This is a genomic window from Streptomyces sp. NRRL S-31, from assembly GCF_000718775.1.
Classification (GTDB): domain Bacteria; phylum Actinomycetota; class Actinomycetes; order Streptomycetales; family Streptomycetaceae; genus Streptomyces.
This window is the reverse complement of sequence record NZ_JOCB01000018.1, coordinates 24,758-41,504: the sequence shown is the minus strand read 5'-3', so window position 1 is coordinate 41,504 and position 16,747 is coordinate 24,758. Positions and strand designations below refer to the sequence as shown.

Below are 16,747 nucleotides of genomic sequence, written 5' to 3'. Positions count from 1 at the left end.
CGGCCGCCCGCCAAGGCGAGGTGCCGGTGTGCGGGTCAGCTCTTGGCGCCCACCGCGAACAGCAGGTAGAGGAACGCGGCCAGGACGTGCCCGAGGGCGATGTAGATGAGCAGCCGGATCCACAGGGAGCGGGGGAACTTGGTCTCGAAGTTGCTCATGGCAGCTCTCCGGTCAGCGGGCCCAGGCACAGGGTGGCCGTAGGGCTCTGCAAGAGGGTGTGGACGAACAGCAGTTCCACGCCGTCGTGGTCCTCGGCGGCGAGGCGGTGCGGGGTGAGCGAGTCGAAGTGCGCGCTGTCACCGGAGCCGAGCAGGTGCGCGGTGTCCCCGAGGCGCAGCCGCAGCCGCCCCTTGAGGACGTAGACCCACTCCTCGCCGGGGTGGACGCGCACGATGTCGCCCTGCGAGCCGTACGGCACCCGCACCCGCAGGGCCTGCATGCCGCGGCCGGGCGCTCCGGCCTGGAAGTACGTCCATCCGCCGGCCCGGGTCGGCTCCATGTCGGAGGCCCGCACGATCGAGTCCCGGTCGGCGACCGTCTCGCCGAGCAGTTCCGAGACGGTCGTACCGTAGATACGGGCGAGCGCGAGGAGCATGGGCAGCGACGGCTGGCGCTGCCCGGTCTCCAGCCGGGAGAGATGGGCCGGCGAGAGACCGGCGGCGCGGGCCGCGGCCTCCAGCGTGAGGCCGGCGCGCCGGCGCAGGGCGCGCAGCTGCGGCGCGACGGAGGGAAGTCCGTCGTCCGGAGCCGCCGGCGGCGCGGCGTCTGAGGCGTTCATGCCTCCATTTCAGCCCGATCTTGCCTCTGCGGCAATTTCTTTGCCTCTGAGGCAAGAACGTCCGCGCCCCCCGGCGCACTCCCCCGGCACGGTCAGCGGTTGGCCACCGCCTGCTTGATCAGGGTCTTGCCGAAGTCCCACATCAGGCCGCCGCCGCTGTGCGCGTCGTCCATCACGGCGGTGAAGGCGGCCACGAACCGGTCCACGTCGGCCTCGTCGAGGACCAGTGGCGGGATCAGCTTGATCACCTCGAGGTGGTCGCCGGAGACCTGGGTGAGGATCCGGTGCTTCTGGAGCAACGGTACGACGACCATCTGGGCGAACAGTCCCTTGCGGGCCGTCTGGAGCATGGTCCAGCGGCCGCGCAGCTTCAGCGAGGACGGCTTGCCGAACTCGATGCCGATCATCAGGCCCCGGCCGCGGACGTCGGCGAGCAGTTCGTAGGTGTCGATCAGCGCGGTGAGCCGGGACTTCAGCAGCTCGCCCGTGCGGCGCACGCCGGCGACGATCTGCTCGTTCTCCATGACCGACAGCACCGCGAGGCCGCACGCCATCGCCTGGGCGTTGGCGCCGAAGCTCGCCGAGTGCACCAGCACCCGGTCCATCGACGAGTAGACCTTCTTGAAGATCCACTCCTTGCCGAGGGTGGCGCCGACCGGCACGTAGCCGCCGGACAGCGCCTTGGCCACGCACACCAGGTCCGGTTCGACGCCGTCCTCGTGCTGGTAGGCGTAGAAGTCGCCGGTGCGGCCGAGGCCGGTCTGCACCTCGTCGGCGATGAGCAGCGCCTTGTGCCGGTGCAGCAGCTCCTGCGCGGCGCGGAGATAGCCGGGCGGCGCCTCGTGCACACCCTTGCCCTGGATCGGCTCCACGATCAGGGCGGCCACGTCGCCCTTGCGCAGTTCCCGGGCCAGCGCGTCCAGGTCGCCGAGCGGTACGGCGGTGTCCGGCAGCAGCGGGGCGAACCCGTCGCGGAAGCCGGCCTCGCCGTTGACCGACAGCGAGCCGGTGGTCAGGCCGTGGAAGGCGTGGTCGCAGTAGAGGACCCTGGGCCTGCCGGTGGCGTACCGGGCGAACTTCAGGGCCGTCTCGACCGCCTCGGTGCCGCTGTTGCCGAAGAACACCCGGTCCAGGTGCGGACTGTGCGCGAGGAGCCGTTCGGCGAGCAGGCCGGGCAGCGGCTGGCAGTCGAACCGGGTGAGGTCGGCGAGGTCCAGGTCCAGCACGTCGTGCAGCGCCTTGCGGACGACCGGGTGGTGCCGGCCGAGGCCCATCACCCCGAACCCGGCGAGCATGTCGAGGTAGTCGCCGCCCTCCGCGTCGAAGAAGTGCGCTCCCTCCGCGCGCTCGTAGACCTTGTCGAAGCCGATGGTGTGCAGCATGCGCGGGAGCTGCGGGTTGAGGTGCTTCGCGTGCAGCTCGTAGCGTTCGGCTCCGCGCTCGGCGAGCAGGGCGCCGAGGTCGAACTCCGTGGTCATTCACTCTCCTTGACTGTGCCGCCGGCGTCCCGGACGGCCAGGCTCGCGCTGATCCGGCCGGCGATCTCGACCGGTGTGAGGCCGATGTCGGCCAGCACCTCGCCGCGCTTGGCGTGCGCGAGGAACTGCTCCGGGATGCCGAACCGCCGTACCGGCACGTCCACGTCGGCGTCGCCGAGGGCCAGTGCCACGGCCGAACCCACGCCCGCGGCCCGGCTGTTGTCCTCCACCACGGCCACCAGCCGGTGGCCGGCCGCGAGGCCGGGCAGCGCGGGGTCGACGGGCTTGACCCAGCGCGGGTCCACCACCGTGCAGCCGATGCCGCGGGCCTGAAGCAGCTCGGCGGCCCCCAGGCACACCGGTGCCATCACGCCGACGGCCACCAGCAGCACCTCGGGGCGTTCCGCGCGGTGCAGCACGTCCATGCCGCCGACGTGGCCGACCGCCGGGATCCGCGGGCCCGCGGACTCCTTCGGGAAGCGGACCAGGGTGGGCGCGTCGTCCACGGCGACGGCCTCGCGCAGCTGGGCGCGGAGCTGGTCGGCGTCGCGCGGGGCGGCGATCCGCAGGCCGGGGACGACCTGGAGGACGGACATGTCCCACATGCCGTTGTGGGAGGCGCCGTCGGTACCGGTGACGCCGGCCCGGTCCAGGACGAAGGTGACCCCGCAGCGGTGCAGGGCGACGTCCATCAGCAGCTGGTCGAAGGCCCGGTTGAGGAAGGTGGCGTAGACGGCGACGACCGGGTGCAGCCCGCCGGTGGCGAGCCCGGCGGCCGAGACGGCGGCGTGCTGCTCGGCGATGCCCACGTCCCACACCCGGTCCGGGAAGCGCTCGGCGAACCGGCCGAGGCCCACCGGGTGCAGCATGGCCGCCGTGATCGCCACGACGTCCTCGCGCTCCTCGCCGATCCTGACCATCTCCTCGCCGAACACGGAGGTCCAGGAGGGGCCGCCCGAGGGGGCGAGGGGTTCGCAGGTGAGCGGGTCCATCACGCCCACGGAGTGGAAGCGGTCCTCCTCGTGGGCGAGCGCCGGTTCGTAGCCGCGGCCCTTCTCGGTGAGGCAGTGGACCAGGACGGGGCCGTGGAAGCGCTTGGCACGGCGCAGCGCGGACTCGACGGCCCCGATGTCATGGCCGTCGATCGGACCGAGGTACTTCAGCCCCAGGTCCTCGAACATGCCCTGCGGGGCGAAGGCGTCCTTGAAGCCCTTCTTGGCGCCGTGCAGGGACTCGTAGAGCGTGCTGCCGACGACCGGGGTCCGCTGGAGCACCTCCTTGCCCCAGGCGAGCATCCTCTCGTAGCCGTCAGTGGTGCGCAGGGCGGCCAGGTGGTTGGCGAGGCCGCCGATGGTGGGGGCGTAGGAGCGTTCGTTGTCGTTGACGACGATGATGAGCGGCCGGTCCCGGGCCGCGGCAATGTTGTTCAGGGCCTCCCAGGCCATGCCGCCGGTCAGCGCGCCGTCGCCGATGACCGCGACCACATGGCCCTTCTCGCCCCGTACCCGGTTGGCCTTGGCAAGGCCGTCGGCCCAGCCGAGCGCGGTGGAGGCGTGGCTGTTCTCGATGACGTCGTGCGGGGACTCCTCGCGCGAGGGGTAGCCGGACAGGCCGCCCTTGCCGCGCAGTTTCGAGAAGTCCTGACGGCCGGTCAGCAGCTTGTGGACGTACGCCTGGTGGCCGGTGTCCCACAGGATGCGGTCGACCGGTGACTCGAAGACCCGGTGGAGCGCGACGGAGAGTTCCACCACTCCCAGGTTGGGCCCCAGGTGACCGCCGGTTCTCGACACCGCCTGCACCAGGAACTCGCGTATCTCTCCGGTCAGTTCACCGAGTTCCGCCTGGGACAGCGCCTTCAGCTCGCGTGGTCCGCGGATGCTCTCCAGAATGGTCAACTCTCGGGCCCCCTCTCGGTCCGTGCCTTGCCTCAACCCGCGTGGTCCGCGGGGTTCGTCCGCTCGGCGAGTTTCATCGCCTCCTCGATGAGGGTCTCCACGATCCTCGACTCGGGGACGGTCTTGACGACCTCGCCCTTCACGAAGATCTGCCCCTTGCCGTTGCCCGAGGCCACCCCCAGGTCGGCCTCCCGGGCCTCGCCCGGGCCGTTGACCACACACCCCATCACCGCGACCCTGAGCGGTACCTCCATGCCCTCCAGGCCCGCCGTGACCTCCTCGGCGAGCTTGTACACGTCGACCTGGGCCCGGCCGCAGGACGGACAGGAGACGATCTCCAGCCGCCGCTGCCGCAGGCCCAGCGACTGGAGGATCTGGAGGCCGACCTTGACCTCCTCGACCGGCGGCGCGCTCAGCGAGACGCGGATCGTGTCGCCGATGCCCCGGGACAGCAGCGCCCCGAAGGCCACGGCGGACTTGATCGTGCCCTGGAAGGCCGGGCCGGCCTCCGTGACCCCGAGGTGGAGGGGGTAGTCGCACTCCTCGGCGAGCTGCCGGTACGCCTCGACCATCACGACCGGGTCGTTGTGCTTGACCGAGATCTTGAGGTCCCGGAAGCCGTGCTCCTCGAAGAGCGACGCCTCCCACAGCGCCGACTCGACCAGCGCCTCGGGGGTGGCCCTGCCGTACTTCCGGAGCAGCCGCCGGTCCAGGGAGCCGGCGTTGACCCCGATCCGGACCGGTGTGCCGTGGTCCTTGGCGGCCCGGGCGATCTCCTTGACCTGGTCGTCGAACCTCTTGATGTTCCCCGGGTTCACGCGGACCGCCGCACAGCCGGCCTCGATGGCCGCGAACACGTACTTCGGCTGGAAGTGGATGTCCGCGATCACCGGGATCTGCGACTTGCGGGCGATGGTCGCGAGGGCGTCCGCGTCGTCCTGCGTGGGGCAGGCGACGCGGACGATCTCACAGCCGGACGCGGTGAGTTCCGCGATCTGCTGCAAGGTGGCGCCGATGTCCGACGTACGGGTCGTCGTCATCGACTGCACCGACACCGGGGCTCCGCCCCCGACCGCCACCGGCCCGACCTCCAGGCGCCGCGACTGCCGCCGCGGCGCGACCGGACGGGCCGGCACCTCGGGAACGCCCAGGGGGACGACGGTCACCGTCTCACTCCCGGTTCCCGGAGACGGTCTCGCGCATCGCCCGCAGGGACTCCTTCAGGGAGCCCATGGTGGCGAGGACGGCGGTGGGCTCGTAGCCGCAGTGCGCCATGCAGTTGTCGCAGCGCGGGTCCTTGCCGCGGCCGTACTTGTCCCAGTCGGTCTTCTCGACCAGTTCGCGGTACGTCGGCACGTACCCGTCGCTCATCAGGTAGCAGGGGCGCTGCCAGCCGAAGAGCGAGTAGTTCGGGATCGCCCACGCGGTGCACGGGAAGTCGACCTTGCCCTCCAGGAAGTCCAGGAAGAGCGGGGAGTGGTTGAGCCGCCACTTCTTGCGGTTGCCGCCCGCGAATGCCTTCTTGAACAGCTCGCGGGTCTGCTCCACACCGAGGAAGTGGTCCTGGTCGGGCGCCTTCTCGTAGGCGTAGGCGGGCGAGATCATCATCTCGTCGACCTGGAGGTCGTCGTTGAGGAAGTTGAGCACCTCGATGATGGTCTGCGGGGTGTCGGTGTTGAAGAAGGTGGAGTTGGTGGTCACCCGGAAGCCGCGCCGCTTGGCCTCCTTGATGGCCGCCACCGCCTCGTCGAACACGCCCTCCTTCGCCACGGACTCGTCGTGCCGCTCCCGCAGCCCGTCGATGTGCACGGCGAAGGCGAAATAGGGCGACGGCGTGAACTTGTCCATCTTCTTGCGCATCAGCATGGCGTTGGTGCAGAGGAAGACGTACTTCCGCTTCGCCACCAACTGGCGCACGATCTCGTCGATCTGGGGGTGCATCAGGGGCTCGCCACCGGCGATGGAGACCATCGGCGCACCGGACTCCAGCACCGCGCCCACGGCCTGGGCCACCGGCATGCGCTGTTTGAGCACACCGGCCGGGTGCTGGATCTTGCCGCAGCCCTCGCATTTCAGATTGCAGGCGAAGAGCGGTTCCAGCTCGACGATGAGCGGAAACTTGTCCCGCCTGCGGAGCTTCTGTTCAGCCAGGTATGTAGCGACCTTGATGGACTGGCGCAACGGCATGGCCATCTGGCTCACCTCCGGGGGAGCAGCAAAGAACGGTGCCATTCGAAAAATGCAGGAAGGATGGAACGAAGAACGCGGAAGGCCGATATCCCACCGCGCACCGTGCCGATCCGGACGAGTTCGTGTTCGGGCGCGTCCACGACCACCCGGACCGCCGCGACCGGGCGGGGGCCCGTGCGGACGGCGGCCAGCAGTGTGGCCGCCGACTCCATGTCCACCGCGATCGCGCCGGTGGCGAGCAGGTCGGACCGCTCGGGACCCCGGACGACGTGGTCGGAGCCGGTGAGCGGGCCGGTGTGGACGGTGCGTCCGGGCAGCAGGCGCACGAGTTCCTTGACCAGGAGTTCGGTGCCCACGCACGGGACGGTCCCGCGCGGGTCCCGGGTCTTCTCGGCGACGACCAGGTCGCCGGGGTGCATCCCGGGGGCCAGCCCGGCACAGAAGCCGGTGGCCAGCACGGCCGTGTCGGCCGGTGCCGGTCCGGCGAGGAGCCGGCTGACGGAGCGTTCCGCCGCACGGGGGCCCATGCCCGTGCGGACGAAGGTGACCGGCCCGTCCGCCCCGCTCCTGTCACCGGTGCGCAGGGCGAGGTGCTCGATGCCGAGCGCGCAGGCGATCAGCAGCGGGGCCGGTGCGGGCTGGTGGTCCAATTCAGTCCCCCTCGACCCGTGCGGCGGTCTTCTGGGCCGGGGCGAGCAGATTGCGCTCGAAGGGGTCCCCGTGCAGGTACCTGCCGAGCGCGGTGAGCGGGAACACCTGCCGGTAGAGGTGGTAGTTGATGGAGAAGTCCCAGGGGAAGCCGGTGCCGGTGAAGTACGGCTCGTCCCAGCTGCCGTCCTCCCGCTGGGTCTCGGCCAGCCACCGGATGCCGCGCTCGACGGCCTCGGAGCCCTTCTCCCCCGCCGCGAGCAGCGCCATCAGCGCCCACCCGGTCTGCGAGGCGGTGGAGGCGCCGCGACCGCTCCATTCCCCGGGGTCCTGGTAGGAGCGCAGGTCCTCGCCCCAGCCGCCGTCGTCGTTCTGGACGCTCTCCAGCCAGGACACGGCCCGCCGGATCGCCGGGTGCGAGCGGGGCAGTCCGGCCGCGGTGAGCGCGGGGACGACCGAACCGGTGCCGTAAAGGTAGTTGACCCCCCAGCGGCCGAACCACGAGCCGTTCGGCTCCTGTTCGGCGAGCAGCCAGTCGACGCCGCGGCGGGTGCGCGGGTCGTGCGCCAGGCCCTCGGCGGCGAGCATCTCCACGACGTGCGCGGTGACGTCCGCGGACGGCGGGTCGATGACCTCGCCGAAGTCGCAGAACGGCAGCCGGTTCGGGAACGGGCTGGTGTTGTCGACGTCGAAGGCGCCCCAGGCGCCGTTCTTCGACTGCATGCCGAGGTTCCAGCGCACCGCCCGCCCGATCGCGTGGTCCACGCGGTCGGGGTCGTGGTGCCTGACCCGGCGCAGCGCGAGGGCGACCTCGGCGGTGTCGTCGATGTCGGGGTAGTTGTCGTTGTGGAACTCGAACGCCCAGCCGCCCGGGGGCAGTTCGGGGCGCCGTACGGCCCAGTCGCCGGGCCGGACGATCTCCTCGCCGACCATCCAGTCGGCGGCCTTGACCAGTTGCGGGTGGTCCACCGGCAGACCGGCGTCCACCAGGGCGATGGTGGCGAGACAGGTGTCCCACACCGGGGACTGGCAGGCCTCGATCATCCGGGCGCCGTCCTCACGCCAGACGGCGAACCGGTCGAGCGAGGCGAGGCCCTCGCGCAGCACCGGGTGTTCGAGGTCGTAGCCGAGCAGGTGCAGGGCGATGACCGAGTACACGGCCGGGGGCTGGATGCCGCCCCAGCAGCCGTCGTTCTCCTGCCGCTCGATGATCCAGCGGGCCGCCGAGTTCATCGCGGACCGGCGGAGCCTGCGCACGGCGACCTTGCGGTAGCCCCGGACGACCTTGTCGAGCCGCTGGAAGAGCCCGTCCCAGCTCGCCACCGGGGCGAGCGGCTGCGGCGGGTTGGGGACGGCGGGGTCGGTGTGCAGTTCGTCCAGCGCGAAGGGGGCCGGGCGTACCGGGCGCTTGGCGGAGACGATGGTGAGCGGCACGATCGTCTGCCGGGCCCAGCACCCGAAGTTGTAGATGTTGAGCGGGAACCAGGTGGGGAAGTAGATCAGCTCCGGCGGGAGTTCGGGCAGGTCCTCCCACTTCCACCAGCCGAACAGGGCGAGCCAGATCCGGGTGAAGACGCGGGCGGCGGCGATACCGCCGCGCTCGCGGATCCAGGCCGAGGCCATCGCCATGTGCGGGTCGTCGGGGGCGTCGCCGGCCAGGCGCAGGGCGACGTACGCCTCGATGGTGGTGGACAGTTCACCGGGCCCGCCGTAGAAGGTGGCCCAGGTGCCGTCCTCGCGCTGTTCGCCGCGGATGAACTTCGCGGCGGCCTGCGTGGTCCGCTCGTCCAGGATTCCCAGGAACTGGCGGAGCAGCAGGTCCTCGGCGTCCATGGTGACGTTGGTCTCCAGGTCGCCCTTCCACCAGCCCTCGGCGTCCTGCGTGGCGAGCAGGAGATCGGTGGCGCGCTGTGCGGCGCGTGCGGCGGCTTCGTGCACCCCGGCCGTCTCGGGGGTGGTGAGGGTGGTGTCGCTGGCCGCGGCAGCTCGGGACGGCAGGATCGCCCCGGCGCTTCCGTCGGTCGTCGCTGTCATGGCTTCCCCTTCGTGCAGTCGTGCGCGTCGTGCTGCTGTGGGTCCGCCGTCGGCCGGTGTCCGCATGTGCTGCGGCACCGGCCGGCGACTACGCGAGACGTGTTCGTCCGATAGTGATCATCTCTTCCGTACGACGACGAAGTCGGCGAGCGCGGTGAAGGAGTCCCGCACCCGGTCGGGCATGTTCACGGCATCGAGGGCCTCGATGGCGACGGTGTGCTGACGGCGGGCCTCCCCGGCCGTCCACTCACGGCCGCCGGCCTCCTCGATGAGCGCGGCGCGGGCCGCGAACTCCTCCTCGGAGAAGTTCTCGGAGTCGCTGCTCTTGGCGTCCGCGGCGAGGATCTCGCCGAGCTGCTCGGAGGCGGGGCCGCCGGCCGCGAGGGCGGCGACGACCGGCAGGGACTTCTTGCGCTGGCGCAGGTCGCTCCAGGTCTGCTTGCCGGTGGCCTCCGGGTCGCCCCAGATGCCGAGCAGGTCGTCCACGGCCTGGAAGGCGAGGCCCAGGTGGTAGCCGTACCGTTCCAGCGCGTCGGCGGTGGCGTCGTCCGCGCCGCCGAGGACCGCGCCGATGGAGGAGGCGCAGGCGAGCAGAGCGCCGGTCTTGTTGCCCTCCATCTCCAGGCACTCCTCGACGCTGACCCGGTCGCGGTGCTCGTAGGAGATGTCCTGGGCCTGGCCGTCGATCAGGGCGCGAGTGGCCGTGGTCAGCCGGCGGGTGGCGCGGCCGGCCGCGACCGTGCCCAGTTCCAGCAGGACCTCGCCGGCGAGGGCGAACAGGGCGTCGCCGACCAGGATGGCCTGAGCGGGGCCGTGCACCTTCCAGACGGTGTCGCGGTGCCGGCGCTGCTCGTCGCCGTCCATCAGGTCGTCGTGCAGCAGCGAGAAGTTGTGCACGAGTTCGACGGCGACCGCGCCGGGTACTCCCGTCTCGGGCGCGGCGCCGGTGACCTCGGCGGAGAGGACGGCGAGCGCGGGGCGGACGGCCTTGCCGCCGTCGCCGTCGGCCGGGTTGCCGGCCGCGTCGATCCAGCCGAAGTGGTAGGCGGCGACGGTGTCCATGGGCGGGGCGAGGCGGTCGACGGCCTCGCGCAGTACCGGTGTGGCCAGGGTTCTGCCGCGCTCCAGGAGCGCGGTCACGTCCACCGCGGGCCTCCGAGCGGGTGTCGCGGCCGGGGGCACAGTGGGCACAGTCTCTCCTTCTTGTTGCGGTACCGGGGGTGCGGGGGGCTGCCGCCCGTTGCTCGGGCATCAGGCCGCCTCCTCGACGTCGAAGAGGTGGCGCGGGCGGGGCCGGCCCAGGGCGCCGAGCGCGGCGTCGGCCGCGCTCACCCCGCTGCGGACCGCACTCTCCATGGTCGCGGGCCACCCGGTGGCGGTCCACGCTCCGGCCAGGTACAGGCCGGGGGCCTTGGTGCGGGCGCCGGGCCGCAGACGCCCGACGCCGGGGGCGGGGGCGAACGTGGCGGTGCGCTCCCGGGTCACGAAGAAGTCCCGTACCGCGGCCGTGCGCGTGCCCGGGATCAGCCGCTCCAGCTCGGGCAGGTAGCGCGCGCGGAGTTCGGCGACCGGTGTGTCGATCTCGTCCCGCGCGGCCGACTGGGACACCGCGAGGTACTGGCCCGTGCGCAGTCCGGAGGCGTGGGTGCGGTCGAACACCCACTGCACGGGGGTGCCCACGGCCGCGAAGAAGGGGCGCGCGAGCACCTCGCGGTCGTAGACGACGTGGACGTTGAGGATCGGGGCGGTGCCGATCTCCAGCAGCCGCTCGGGCGCGTCCAGGGCGCCGGGCGGCAGCAGTTCGTGGGCCTCGCGCTGGGGTACGGCGAGGACGACGGCGTCCGCGGAGAGCGTCTCGCCGGGAACCTGAACGCTCCAGCCGCCGTTCTCGTTGTGGGAGACGGAGGTGACGCGTGTACGGACCTCGGTACGGACGCCCGCGGAGTCGAGCGCCTTGCGGGCCAGCCGGTCGTGCAGTTCGCCCAGCGGGACGTGGGCCCAGCCGATGTCGGCCGCGCCCGGGTCGGACAGCAGACCGGTCTTGAACACCATCGCGGCGAGCCCCAGCGAGGCGTCGCCCGCGACCGCGTTGAGGGTGGCGACCCCGACCAGGTCCCACAGGGCCTCGACGGCGCGCGCCGACTGGCCGTGCGCGGCCAGCCAGCTGCCGAAGTCCTGGGTGTCCAGGGCCGGGTCCGCGGGGTCGAGTCCCTTCAGCGCGAGCGCGGCCCGACCGACGGCCGCGCGCTCGGCGAGCGAGAGGTGCGGATAGGCGGCCAGGCTGCGCCCCAGGTGGAGGGGGACGGGCAGTGGGTCGCGCCGCAGCCTGCCGAGCCGCCGTCCCGCGGGCTTGGCGACGTCGACGACGGGCACGTCCAGGCGGTCCTGGAGCGGTGCCAGCGCCGCGCCCTCGATCCGGTCGAGGAACCAGCGGTAGGCGGTGCAGCAGCGCAGGTACACGTGCTGGCCGTTGTCGACGGTCAGCTCGCCGCGCCGGAAGGAGAAGGCGAGGCCGCCCAGCCTGGGTCTGCCTTCGAGCAGGGTGACCCGGACGCCCGCGTCGGCGAGGGCGAGGGCCGCGGTGGTCCCGGCGAGGCCGCCGCCGACCACGACCGCGCTGCGGCCCGCCGTCCGCGGGGCGTGCGGCGGCGCGGGAGAGGGTGAGCCGTCGCTCATCGTGCGTCCTTCCGTGCGTGCCGGGCGTGCTGGTCGAACGGTGCACGCACGGTCGTCGCAGTCAGGGACGCCATGCCGCGGCGGAGGGTTGCCCGTCGGGTGCCGTCGGGTGCGGTGGAGCCCATCAGGCGCGCCTCCTGACGGAGGTACGCCGGCTGACCTGGCGGGTCACGTGCCGGGTGTCGAGCCCGGACAGGCCGCGCACGGCGACGTACGCCTTCTCGTGTCCGGGCAGCGAGACCCGGCCGCGCAGAACGGCCTCCGGGTCGCGCTCGATGCGGTCCAGCAGCCGGCGGTAGATGCCGGCCATCGCGGCCACGCAGGCGCCGCTGCGCCGGTCGAGCATGGGCAGCAGCCGGTAACCCTCGGCGAACAGGGCGCGGGCGCGGCGCACCTCGAAGTGGACGAGGCCGGCGAAGTCGGAGCCCTCCGGCGGGGTCGGCGCGTGGAAGCCGGCCGAGCAGCCGAACTTGGCGAGGTCGTCGGCGGGCAGGTAGGTGCGGCCGCCCATCGCGTCCTCGCGGACGTCGCGGAGGATGTTGGTGAGCTGGAGCGCGAGGCCCAGTGTGTCGGCGTACTCGGCCGCGCGTTCGGCGCCGCGCGCCCCGGGTTCGGTGCCGAAGACGCCGAGCGAGAGGCGTCCGATGGCACCGGCGACGCACCGGCAGTACACCTTGAGGTCGTCCCACGTCTCGTAGGTCTCGCCGCGCAGGTCCATCTGGACGCCGTCGATCAGCTCGTCGAGGCCGCCGAGCGGGATCGGGAAGGTCCGTGCGGCGTGGCTGAGGGCGACGGCCACCGGGTCGGTGTCGTCCTCCTCGACCTCGGCCGCCTGGACCCGGGCGAGCAGTGCCCGGGTGTCCTCCAGCCGCGCCACCTTGACGTCGTCGGCGAGGTCTCCGTCGCCGATGTCGTCCACGCGCCGGGAGAACGCGTACAGCGCCGACATGGCGCGGCGCTTGGCCGTCGGCAGCAGCCGGATGCCGTAGGCGAAGTTGCGGGCCTGCTGCCCGGTGACGGCCTCGCAGTAGCTGTAGGCGGCGAGTACCGGTGCCGACACGTGCGGCGGAGACTCCACGGTCCGGATCACCCCTCTCCTCGCAGGATCGAGCCCGCCTCACGCAGCAACCGGACCTTGCCGGGTCTGGGCGGGCCGGGAAGTACGTCGTATTCGGCGGCGGCGATCGCCTCGACCGCCGCCCTCCCCCCCGCCACGAACCCCGCGAGCAGCAGCTTGAGCCTGCCGTGGACGCTACCCACCAGGGGGGCGCCTTCATTCAGCAGATCGCGGGCGCGTTGCGCTTCGTATGCAACCAGGGCGCGCACCGATGCGCCCGCGGTTTTCTCGCCAAGATCGGCTTCCTGGACGTGGAAGCGCTTCATGTCCTCGGCGGGGAGGTAGATCCGGTCGCGGCCGAGGTCCTCGGCGACGTCCTGGAGGTGTTCCACGATCTGGAGCGCGGTGCAGATCGCGTCGGACAGCCGGACCCGCTCGGGGGTGGAGGTGCCGGTGACGGCGAGGACGAGGCGGCCGACGGGATTGGCGGACAGTTCGCAGTAGGCGAGGAGGTCGTCGTAGGTCTCGTACCGGGCGACGAGCTGGTCCTGGCGATTGGCGGCGATCAGTCCGAGGAACGGCTCGGGGGTGAGGGCGCGGCGGCGGACGACGGGCTGGAGGCGGCGCAGCAGCGGGTGGCGCGGGACGCCGTCGAAGACCCGGCGCAGGTCGGCCTCGAAGGCGTCGAGGAGGACCATCCGGTCCTCCGCGCCGGCGGGCGGCGCGCCGAGGACGCGGGCGTCGGCGCCGCCGGGCGCGAGGTCGCCGTCGCCGATGTCGTCCACCAGGCGGGCGAAGCCGTAGACGGCCATGAGGTCGTCGCGCCAGGCCCGGGGGAGGAAGAAGGGGGCCACCGGGAAGTTCTCCCGCGCGGCCTTGTCCAGCGTGGCGCGTTCCAGGTCGGGCACCGCGGCGGTGCCCGTCATCGGGCGCCGCTCCGCACGGGGACGGCACATGCTGCGCTGAGCTGGGGAGTCTCCGTAGCCATTGCCGTCACATCTCCCGTTCTACACTGCCGACCCAATACACACTATTTCGGACACGCCGCCCCGCAATGCGCGCGCACGCCCCCATGAAGGAAGGCGTGCGTTATCGCCCCACTTGCCGGTTTCCGGCACTGGTACAGCTTACGTTGTACAACGCGGCGCCGACCGTCGGGGTGTCCTGCACATCACAACAACACACCGATTGGCTCCAAGATTCCTAACGCGAGACCGAGTTGACGTTTCCTTTGCAGACGCAGGGCCCCGCCGGACGAATTCCGGCGGGGCCCTGGCCGAAACGGGTCACCTGCCCGTGAACTTCTCGTACTCCTTGAGAACCTCGTCGGTGGGTCCGTCCATCCGCAGCTCACCGCGCTCCAGCCACAGCACGCGGTTGCAGGTGTCGCGGATCGACTTGTTGTTGTGACTGACCAGAAAGACCGTTCCGGCCTCTTTGCGCAGTTCCCGGATCCGCTCCTCGGAACGCTTCTGGAACTTCCGGTCGCCGGTGGCCAGCGCCTCGTCGATCATCAGGACGTCGTGGTCCTTGGCGGCGGCGATGGAGAAACGCAGCCGGGCCGCCATACCGGAGGAGTAGGTGCGCATCGGCAGCGTGATGAAGTCGCCCTTCTCGTTGATGCCCGAGAAGTCCACGATGTCCTGGTAGCGCTCCTTGATCTGCTCCCGGGACATGCCCATGGCGAGCCCGCCGAGGATGACGTTCCGCTCGCCCGTGAGGTCGTTCATCAGGGCCGCGTTGACGCCCAGCAGCGACGGCTGGCCGTCGGTGAAGACCTTGCCCTTCTCCGCGGGCAGCAGGCCGGCGATGGCGCGCAGCAGGGTCGACTTGCCGGAGCCGTTGGAGCCGATCAGGCCGATGGCCTCGCCGCGGTAGGCCACGAAGGACACGCCGCGCACGGCGTGCACCTTGCGCACGCCCCGCTCCTCGCCGCGCTTGAGGATGCGGCTCAGGGCCGCTGTCGCGCTGCCCTTGCCGGTCTTGGCGCCGTTGACCCGGTAGACGATGTGCAGCTCGTCCGCGATGACCGTCGGGCGCTGGTCCTGGGTGTTCCGCTCAGCCACGGCCGTACCGCTCCTCAGCCTTCCAGAAGTACACGAAGCCACCGGCGAAGACGGCCACGGCCCAGAACAGGGCGATGGCCCACACGTGCGGCGGCAGGTTGGCGGCACCGTAGCCGTCGATCAGGGCGAAGCGCATCAGGTCCATGTAGACGGCCGCCGGGTTGACCTGGAGCAGCCGGACGATCCACTCGGGACGCCCCTCCAGCATCTTGTTGATCGAGAACATGACGCCGGAGGTGTACATCCAGGTGCGCAGCAGGAACGGCATCAGCTGCGCGAGATCCGGCGTCTTGGCGCCCATGCGGGCCACGATCAGCGCGAGCCCGGTGTTGAACAGGAACTGGAGCACCAGCACCGGCACGATCAGCAGCCAGGACGGCCCCGGGTAGCTGCCGAAGCCGATGGCCACGACGAACAGCACCAGCATCGAGAACAGCAGCTGCTGGAGCTGCTGGAGCGAGAAGGAGACCGGCAGGGCGGCGCGCGGGAAGTGCAGGGCCCGCACCAGGCCGAGGTTGCCGGAGATGGCGCGCACGCCCGACATCACCGAACTCTGGGTGAAGGTGAACACGAAGACACCGGTCACCAGGAACGGGATGTAGACGTCCTGCGACATGCCGCGGCTGGCGTGCAGGATCAGCCCGAAGATGAAGAAGTACACGGCCGCGTTCAGCAGCGGTGTGGCCACCTGCCAGAGCTGGCCGAGCTTGGCCTGGCTGTACTGGGCGGTCAGCTTCGCCTGGGAGAAGGCCAGGATGAAGTGGCGGCGCCCCCACAGCTGCCGGACGTACTCCACGAGCGAGGGCCGGGCGCCGCTCACCGAGAGCCCGTACTTCGCGGCCAGGTCGGCCGCCGTCAGTCCCGCGTCGGGCGACGGCGCCGCGGTCACCGCGACCGTGCCGTCGTGCGTGGTCTCACTCACAGGTGGATACTTTCGTCTTCGGGTTCGTTCGGGTGCGTCGTCCGGTGCGTCCGTGCGCGTGCGGTGCGTCCGTGCGCGTGCGCCGTCCGGTCCGTCCGCGCGGGCACGGGCCCGTCGGGGACGAGCTTGTCAGATGACCGGCGGACGGCCCAGCCGGGTGAGCCGCCACACCGTACGCCAGCGCATCGGGCGGCGGGGACCGCAGGGCGCGGTCCAGCCCTCCCGGAAGCCGCCGAACCAGGCCCGCAGGGCCGTCCGGGAGGGGCGGCGCGCCAGGGTGAGCAGCAGCCAGACCCCGAGGTAGACCGGGATCAGCGGGGCGGGGAGGTTGCGGCGGGCGAGCCAGACCCGGTTGCGGGCGACCATGCGGTGGTAGACCGCGTGCCTGGAGGGCGCGGTCGTGGGGTGGTACAGCACCATGTCGGACCGGTAGTCGATCATCCAGCCCGCGTCGAGGGCCCGCCATGCCAGGTCGGTTTCCTCGTGCGCGTAGAAGAATGCGTCCGGCAGCCCGCCGACTTCCGCGAAGACCCGGGTGCGGACGGCGTTGGCGCCGCCGAGGAAGGTGGTGACGCGCGAGGAGCGCATCGGGTCCGACGCGCGCAGCCGGGGGACGTGCCGGCGCTGGGTCTCGCCGGTGTCCGGGTCGGCGATGCGGAAGCTGACGATGCCCAGCTCGGGGTCGGCGGCGAAGGCCGCGCGGCACAGCTCGGCGGTGTCGTGGCGGGCGAGCAGGCCGTCGTCGTCGAGGAAGAGCAATATGTCGACATCGCGGCCACCGGGCCCGAACGCCTCGATGCCGACGTTGCGTCCGCCGGGGATGCCCAGGTTCTCGGGCAGCTCGATGGTCCGCACGCCCTCCGGGACGTCCGGGACGGGCGAGCCGTTGCCGACGACGACCACCTCGACCGGGTCGCCGTCCTGCCCCGCGACCGAGTCGAGCAGGGCACGCAGTTCCTCGGGCCGGTTGCCCATGGTGATGATGACGGCGCCGACGCGCATG

At 71.7% G+C, this 16,747-nt stretch carries 15 protein-coding genes and 1 pseudogene; all 16 read right to left on the bottom strand.

Annotation, left to right across the window (positions count from 1 at the left end; genetic code table 11):
• Window positions 1-35: 35 nt before the first annotated feature.
• The gene (locus tag IF37_RS39205; protein ID WP_037856168.1) at window positions 36-158 is read right to left on the bottom strand and encodes a DUF6126 family protein; all 123 of its coding nucleotides are present in this window, start codon (window positions 156-158) and stop codon (window positions 36-38) included.
• Entirely contained in the window at window positions 155-778 is a 624-nt protein-coding gene (locus tag IF37_RS0110080; RefSeq protein WP_030739515.1) for a helix-turn-helix domain-containing protein, read from the bottom strand. Before IF37_RS0110080 ends, IF37_RS39205 begins: the two co-directional genes overlap by 4 nt.
• Window positions 779-870: 92 nt before the next feature.
• Window positions 871-2,256 carry an aspartate aminotransferase family protein gene (locus tag IF37_RS0110075; RefSeq protein ID WP_030739512.1) on the bottom strand — a complete coding sequence of 462 codons (1,386 nt, stop codon included), beginning with the start codon at window positions 2,254-2,256 and terminating at the stop codon, window positions 871-873.
• Window positions 2,253-4,151, bottom strand: coding sequence for a 1-deoxy-D-xylulose-5-phosphate synthase (dxs, locus tag IF37_RS0110070; RefSeq protein ID WP_030739510.1), 1,899 nt, complete (start codon window positions 4,149-4,151; stop codon window positions 2,253-2,255). Before dxs ends, IF37_RS0110075 begins: the two co-directional genes overlap by 4 nt.
• Before the next feature lie 32 nt (window positions 4,152-4,183).
• Window positions 4,184-5,317, bottom strand: coding sequence for a flavodoxin-dependent (E)-4-hydroxy-3-methylbut-2-enyl-diphosphate synthase (ispG, locus tag IF37_RS0110065; RefSeq protein WP_030739507.1), 1,134 nt, complete (start codon window positions 5,315-5,317; stop codon window positions 4,184-4,186).
• Between the two features lie 4 nt (window positions 5,318-5,321).
• Entirely contained in the window at window positions 5,322-6,344 is a 1,023-nt protein-coding gene (gene hpnH / locus IF37_RS0110060; RefSeq protein ID WP_030739506.1) for an adenosyl-hopene transferase HpnH, read from the bottom strand.
• Between the two features lie 5 nt (window positions 6,345-6,349).
• Entirely contained in the window at window positions 6,350-6,991 is a 642-nt protein-coding gene (locus IF37_RS0110055; RefSeq protein ID WP_030739505.1) for a hypothetical protein, read from the bottom strand.
• 1 nt (window position 6,992) lies between these two features.
• Window positions 6,993-9,023: a squalene--hopene cyclase gene (gene shc / locus IF37_RS0110050; RefSeq protein WP_030739503.1), complete on the bottom strand. Its 2,031-nt coding sequence runs from the start codon at window positions 9,021-9,023 to the stop codon at window positions 6,993-6,995.
• A gap of 117 nt (window positions 9,024-9,140) precedes the next feature.
• A pseudogene (locus IF37_RS0110045) lies at window positions 9,141-10,275 on the bottom strand (polyprenyl synthetase family protein).
• Window positions 10,275-11,699, bottom strand: coding sequence for a hydroxysqualene dehydroxylase HpnE (hpnE, locus tag IF37_RS0110040; protein WP_030739499.1), 1,425 nt, complete (start codon window positions 11,697-11,699; stop codon window positions 10,275-10,277). The pseudogene IF37_RS0110045 and the gene hpnE overlap by 1 nt, the downstream one beginning before the upstream one ends.
• Window positions 11,696-11,773: a DUF6380 family protein gene (locus IF37_RS46585; protein ID WP_367647058.1), complete on the bottom strand. Its 78-nt coding sequence runs from the start codon at window positions 11,771-11,773 to the stop codon at window positions 11,696-11,698. Before IF37_RS46585 ends, hpnE begins: the two co-directional genes overlap by 4 nt.
• A gap of 50 nt (window positions 11,774-11,823) precedes the next feature.
• Window positions 11,824-12,789, bottom strand: coding sequence for a presqualene diphosphate synthase HpnD (hpnD, locus tag IF37_RS0110035; protein ID WP_030739496.1), 966 nt, complete (start codon window positions 12,787-12,789; stop codon window positions 11,824-11,826).
• On the bottom strand, window positions 12,786-13,682 hold the full coding sequence (hpnC, locus tag IF37_RS0110030; protein WP_030739494.1) for a squalene synthase HpnC: 897 nt from the start codon (window positions 13,680-13,682) through the stop codon (window positions 12,786-12,788). Before hpnC ends, hpnD begins: the two co-directional genes overlap by 4 nt.
• A 360-nt stretch (window positions 13,683-14,042) precedes the next feature.
• Window positions 14,043-14,822 (bottom strand): ABC transporter ATP-binding protein, encoded by a 780-nt coding sequence (locus tag IF37_RS0110025; RefSeq protein WP_030739491.1) that lies wholly within the window; start codon window positions 14,820-14,822, stop codon window positions 14,043-14,045.
• Window positions 14,815-15,744, bottom strand: coding sequence for an ABC transporter permease (locus IF37_RS0110020; RefSeq protein ID WP_030739488.1), 930 nt, complete (start codon window positions 15,742-15,744; stop codon window positions 14,815-14,817). The genes IF37_RS0110025 and IF37_RS0110020 overlap by 8 nt, the downstream gene beginning before the upstream one ends.
• Window positions 15,745-15,873: 129 nt before the next feature.
• Window positions 15,874-16,746, bottom strand: a complete 873-nt coding sequence (locus IF37_RS0110015) for a glycosyltransferase family 2 protein (protein WP_030739485.1) — start codon at window positions 16,744-16,746, stop codon at window positions 15,874-15,876.
• Window position 16,747: the final 1 nt, after the last annotated feature.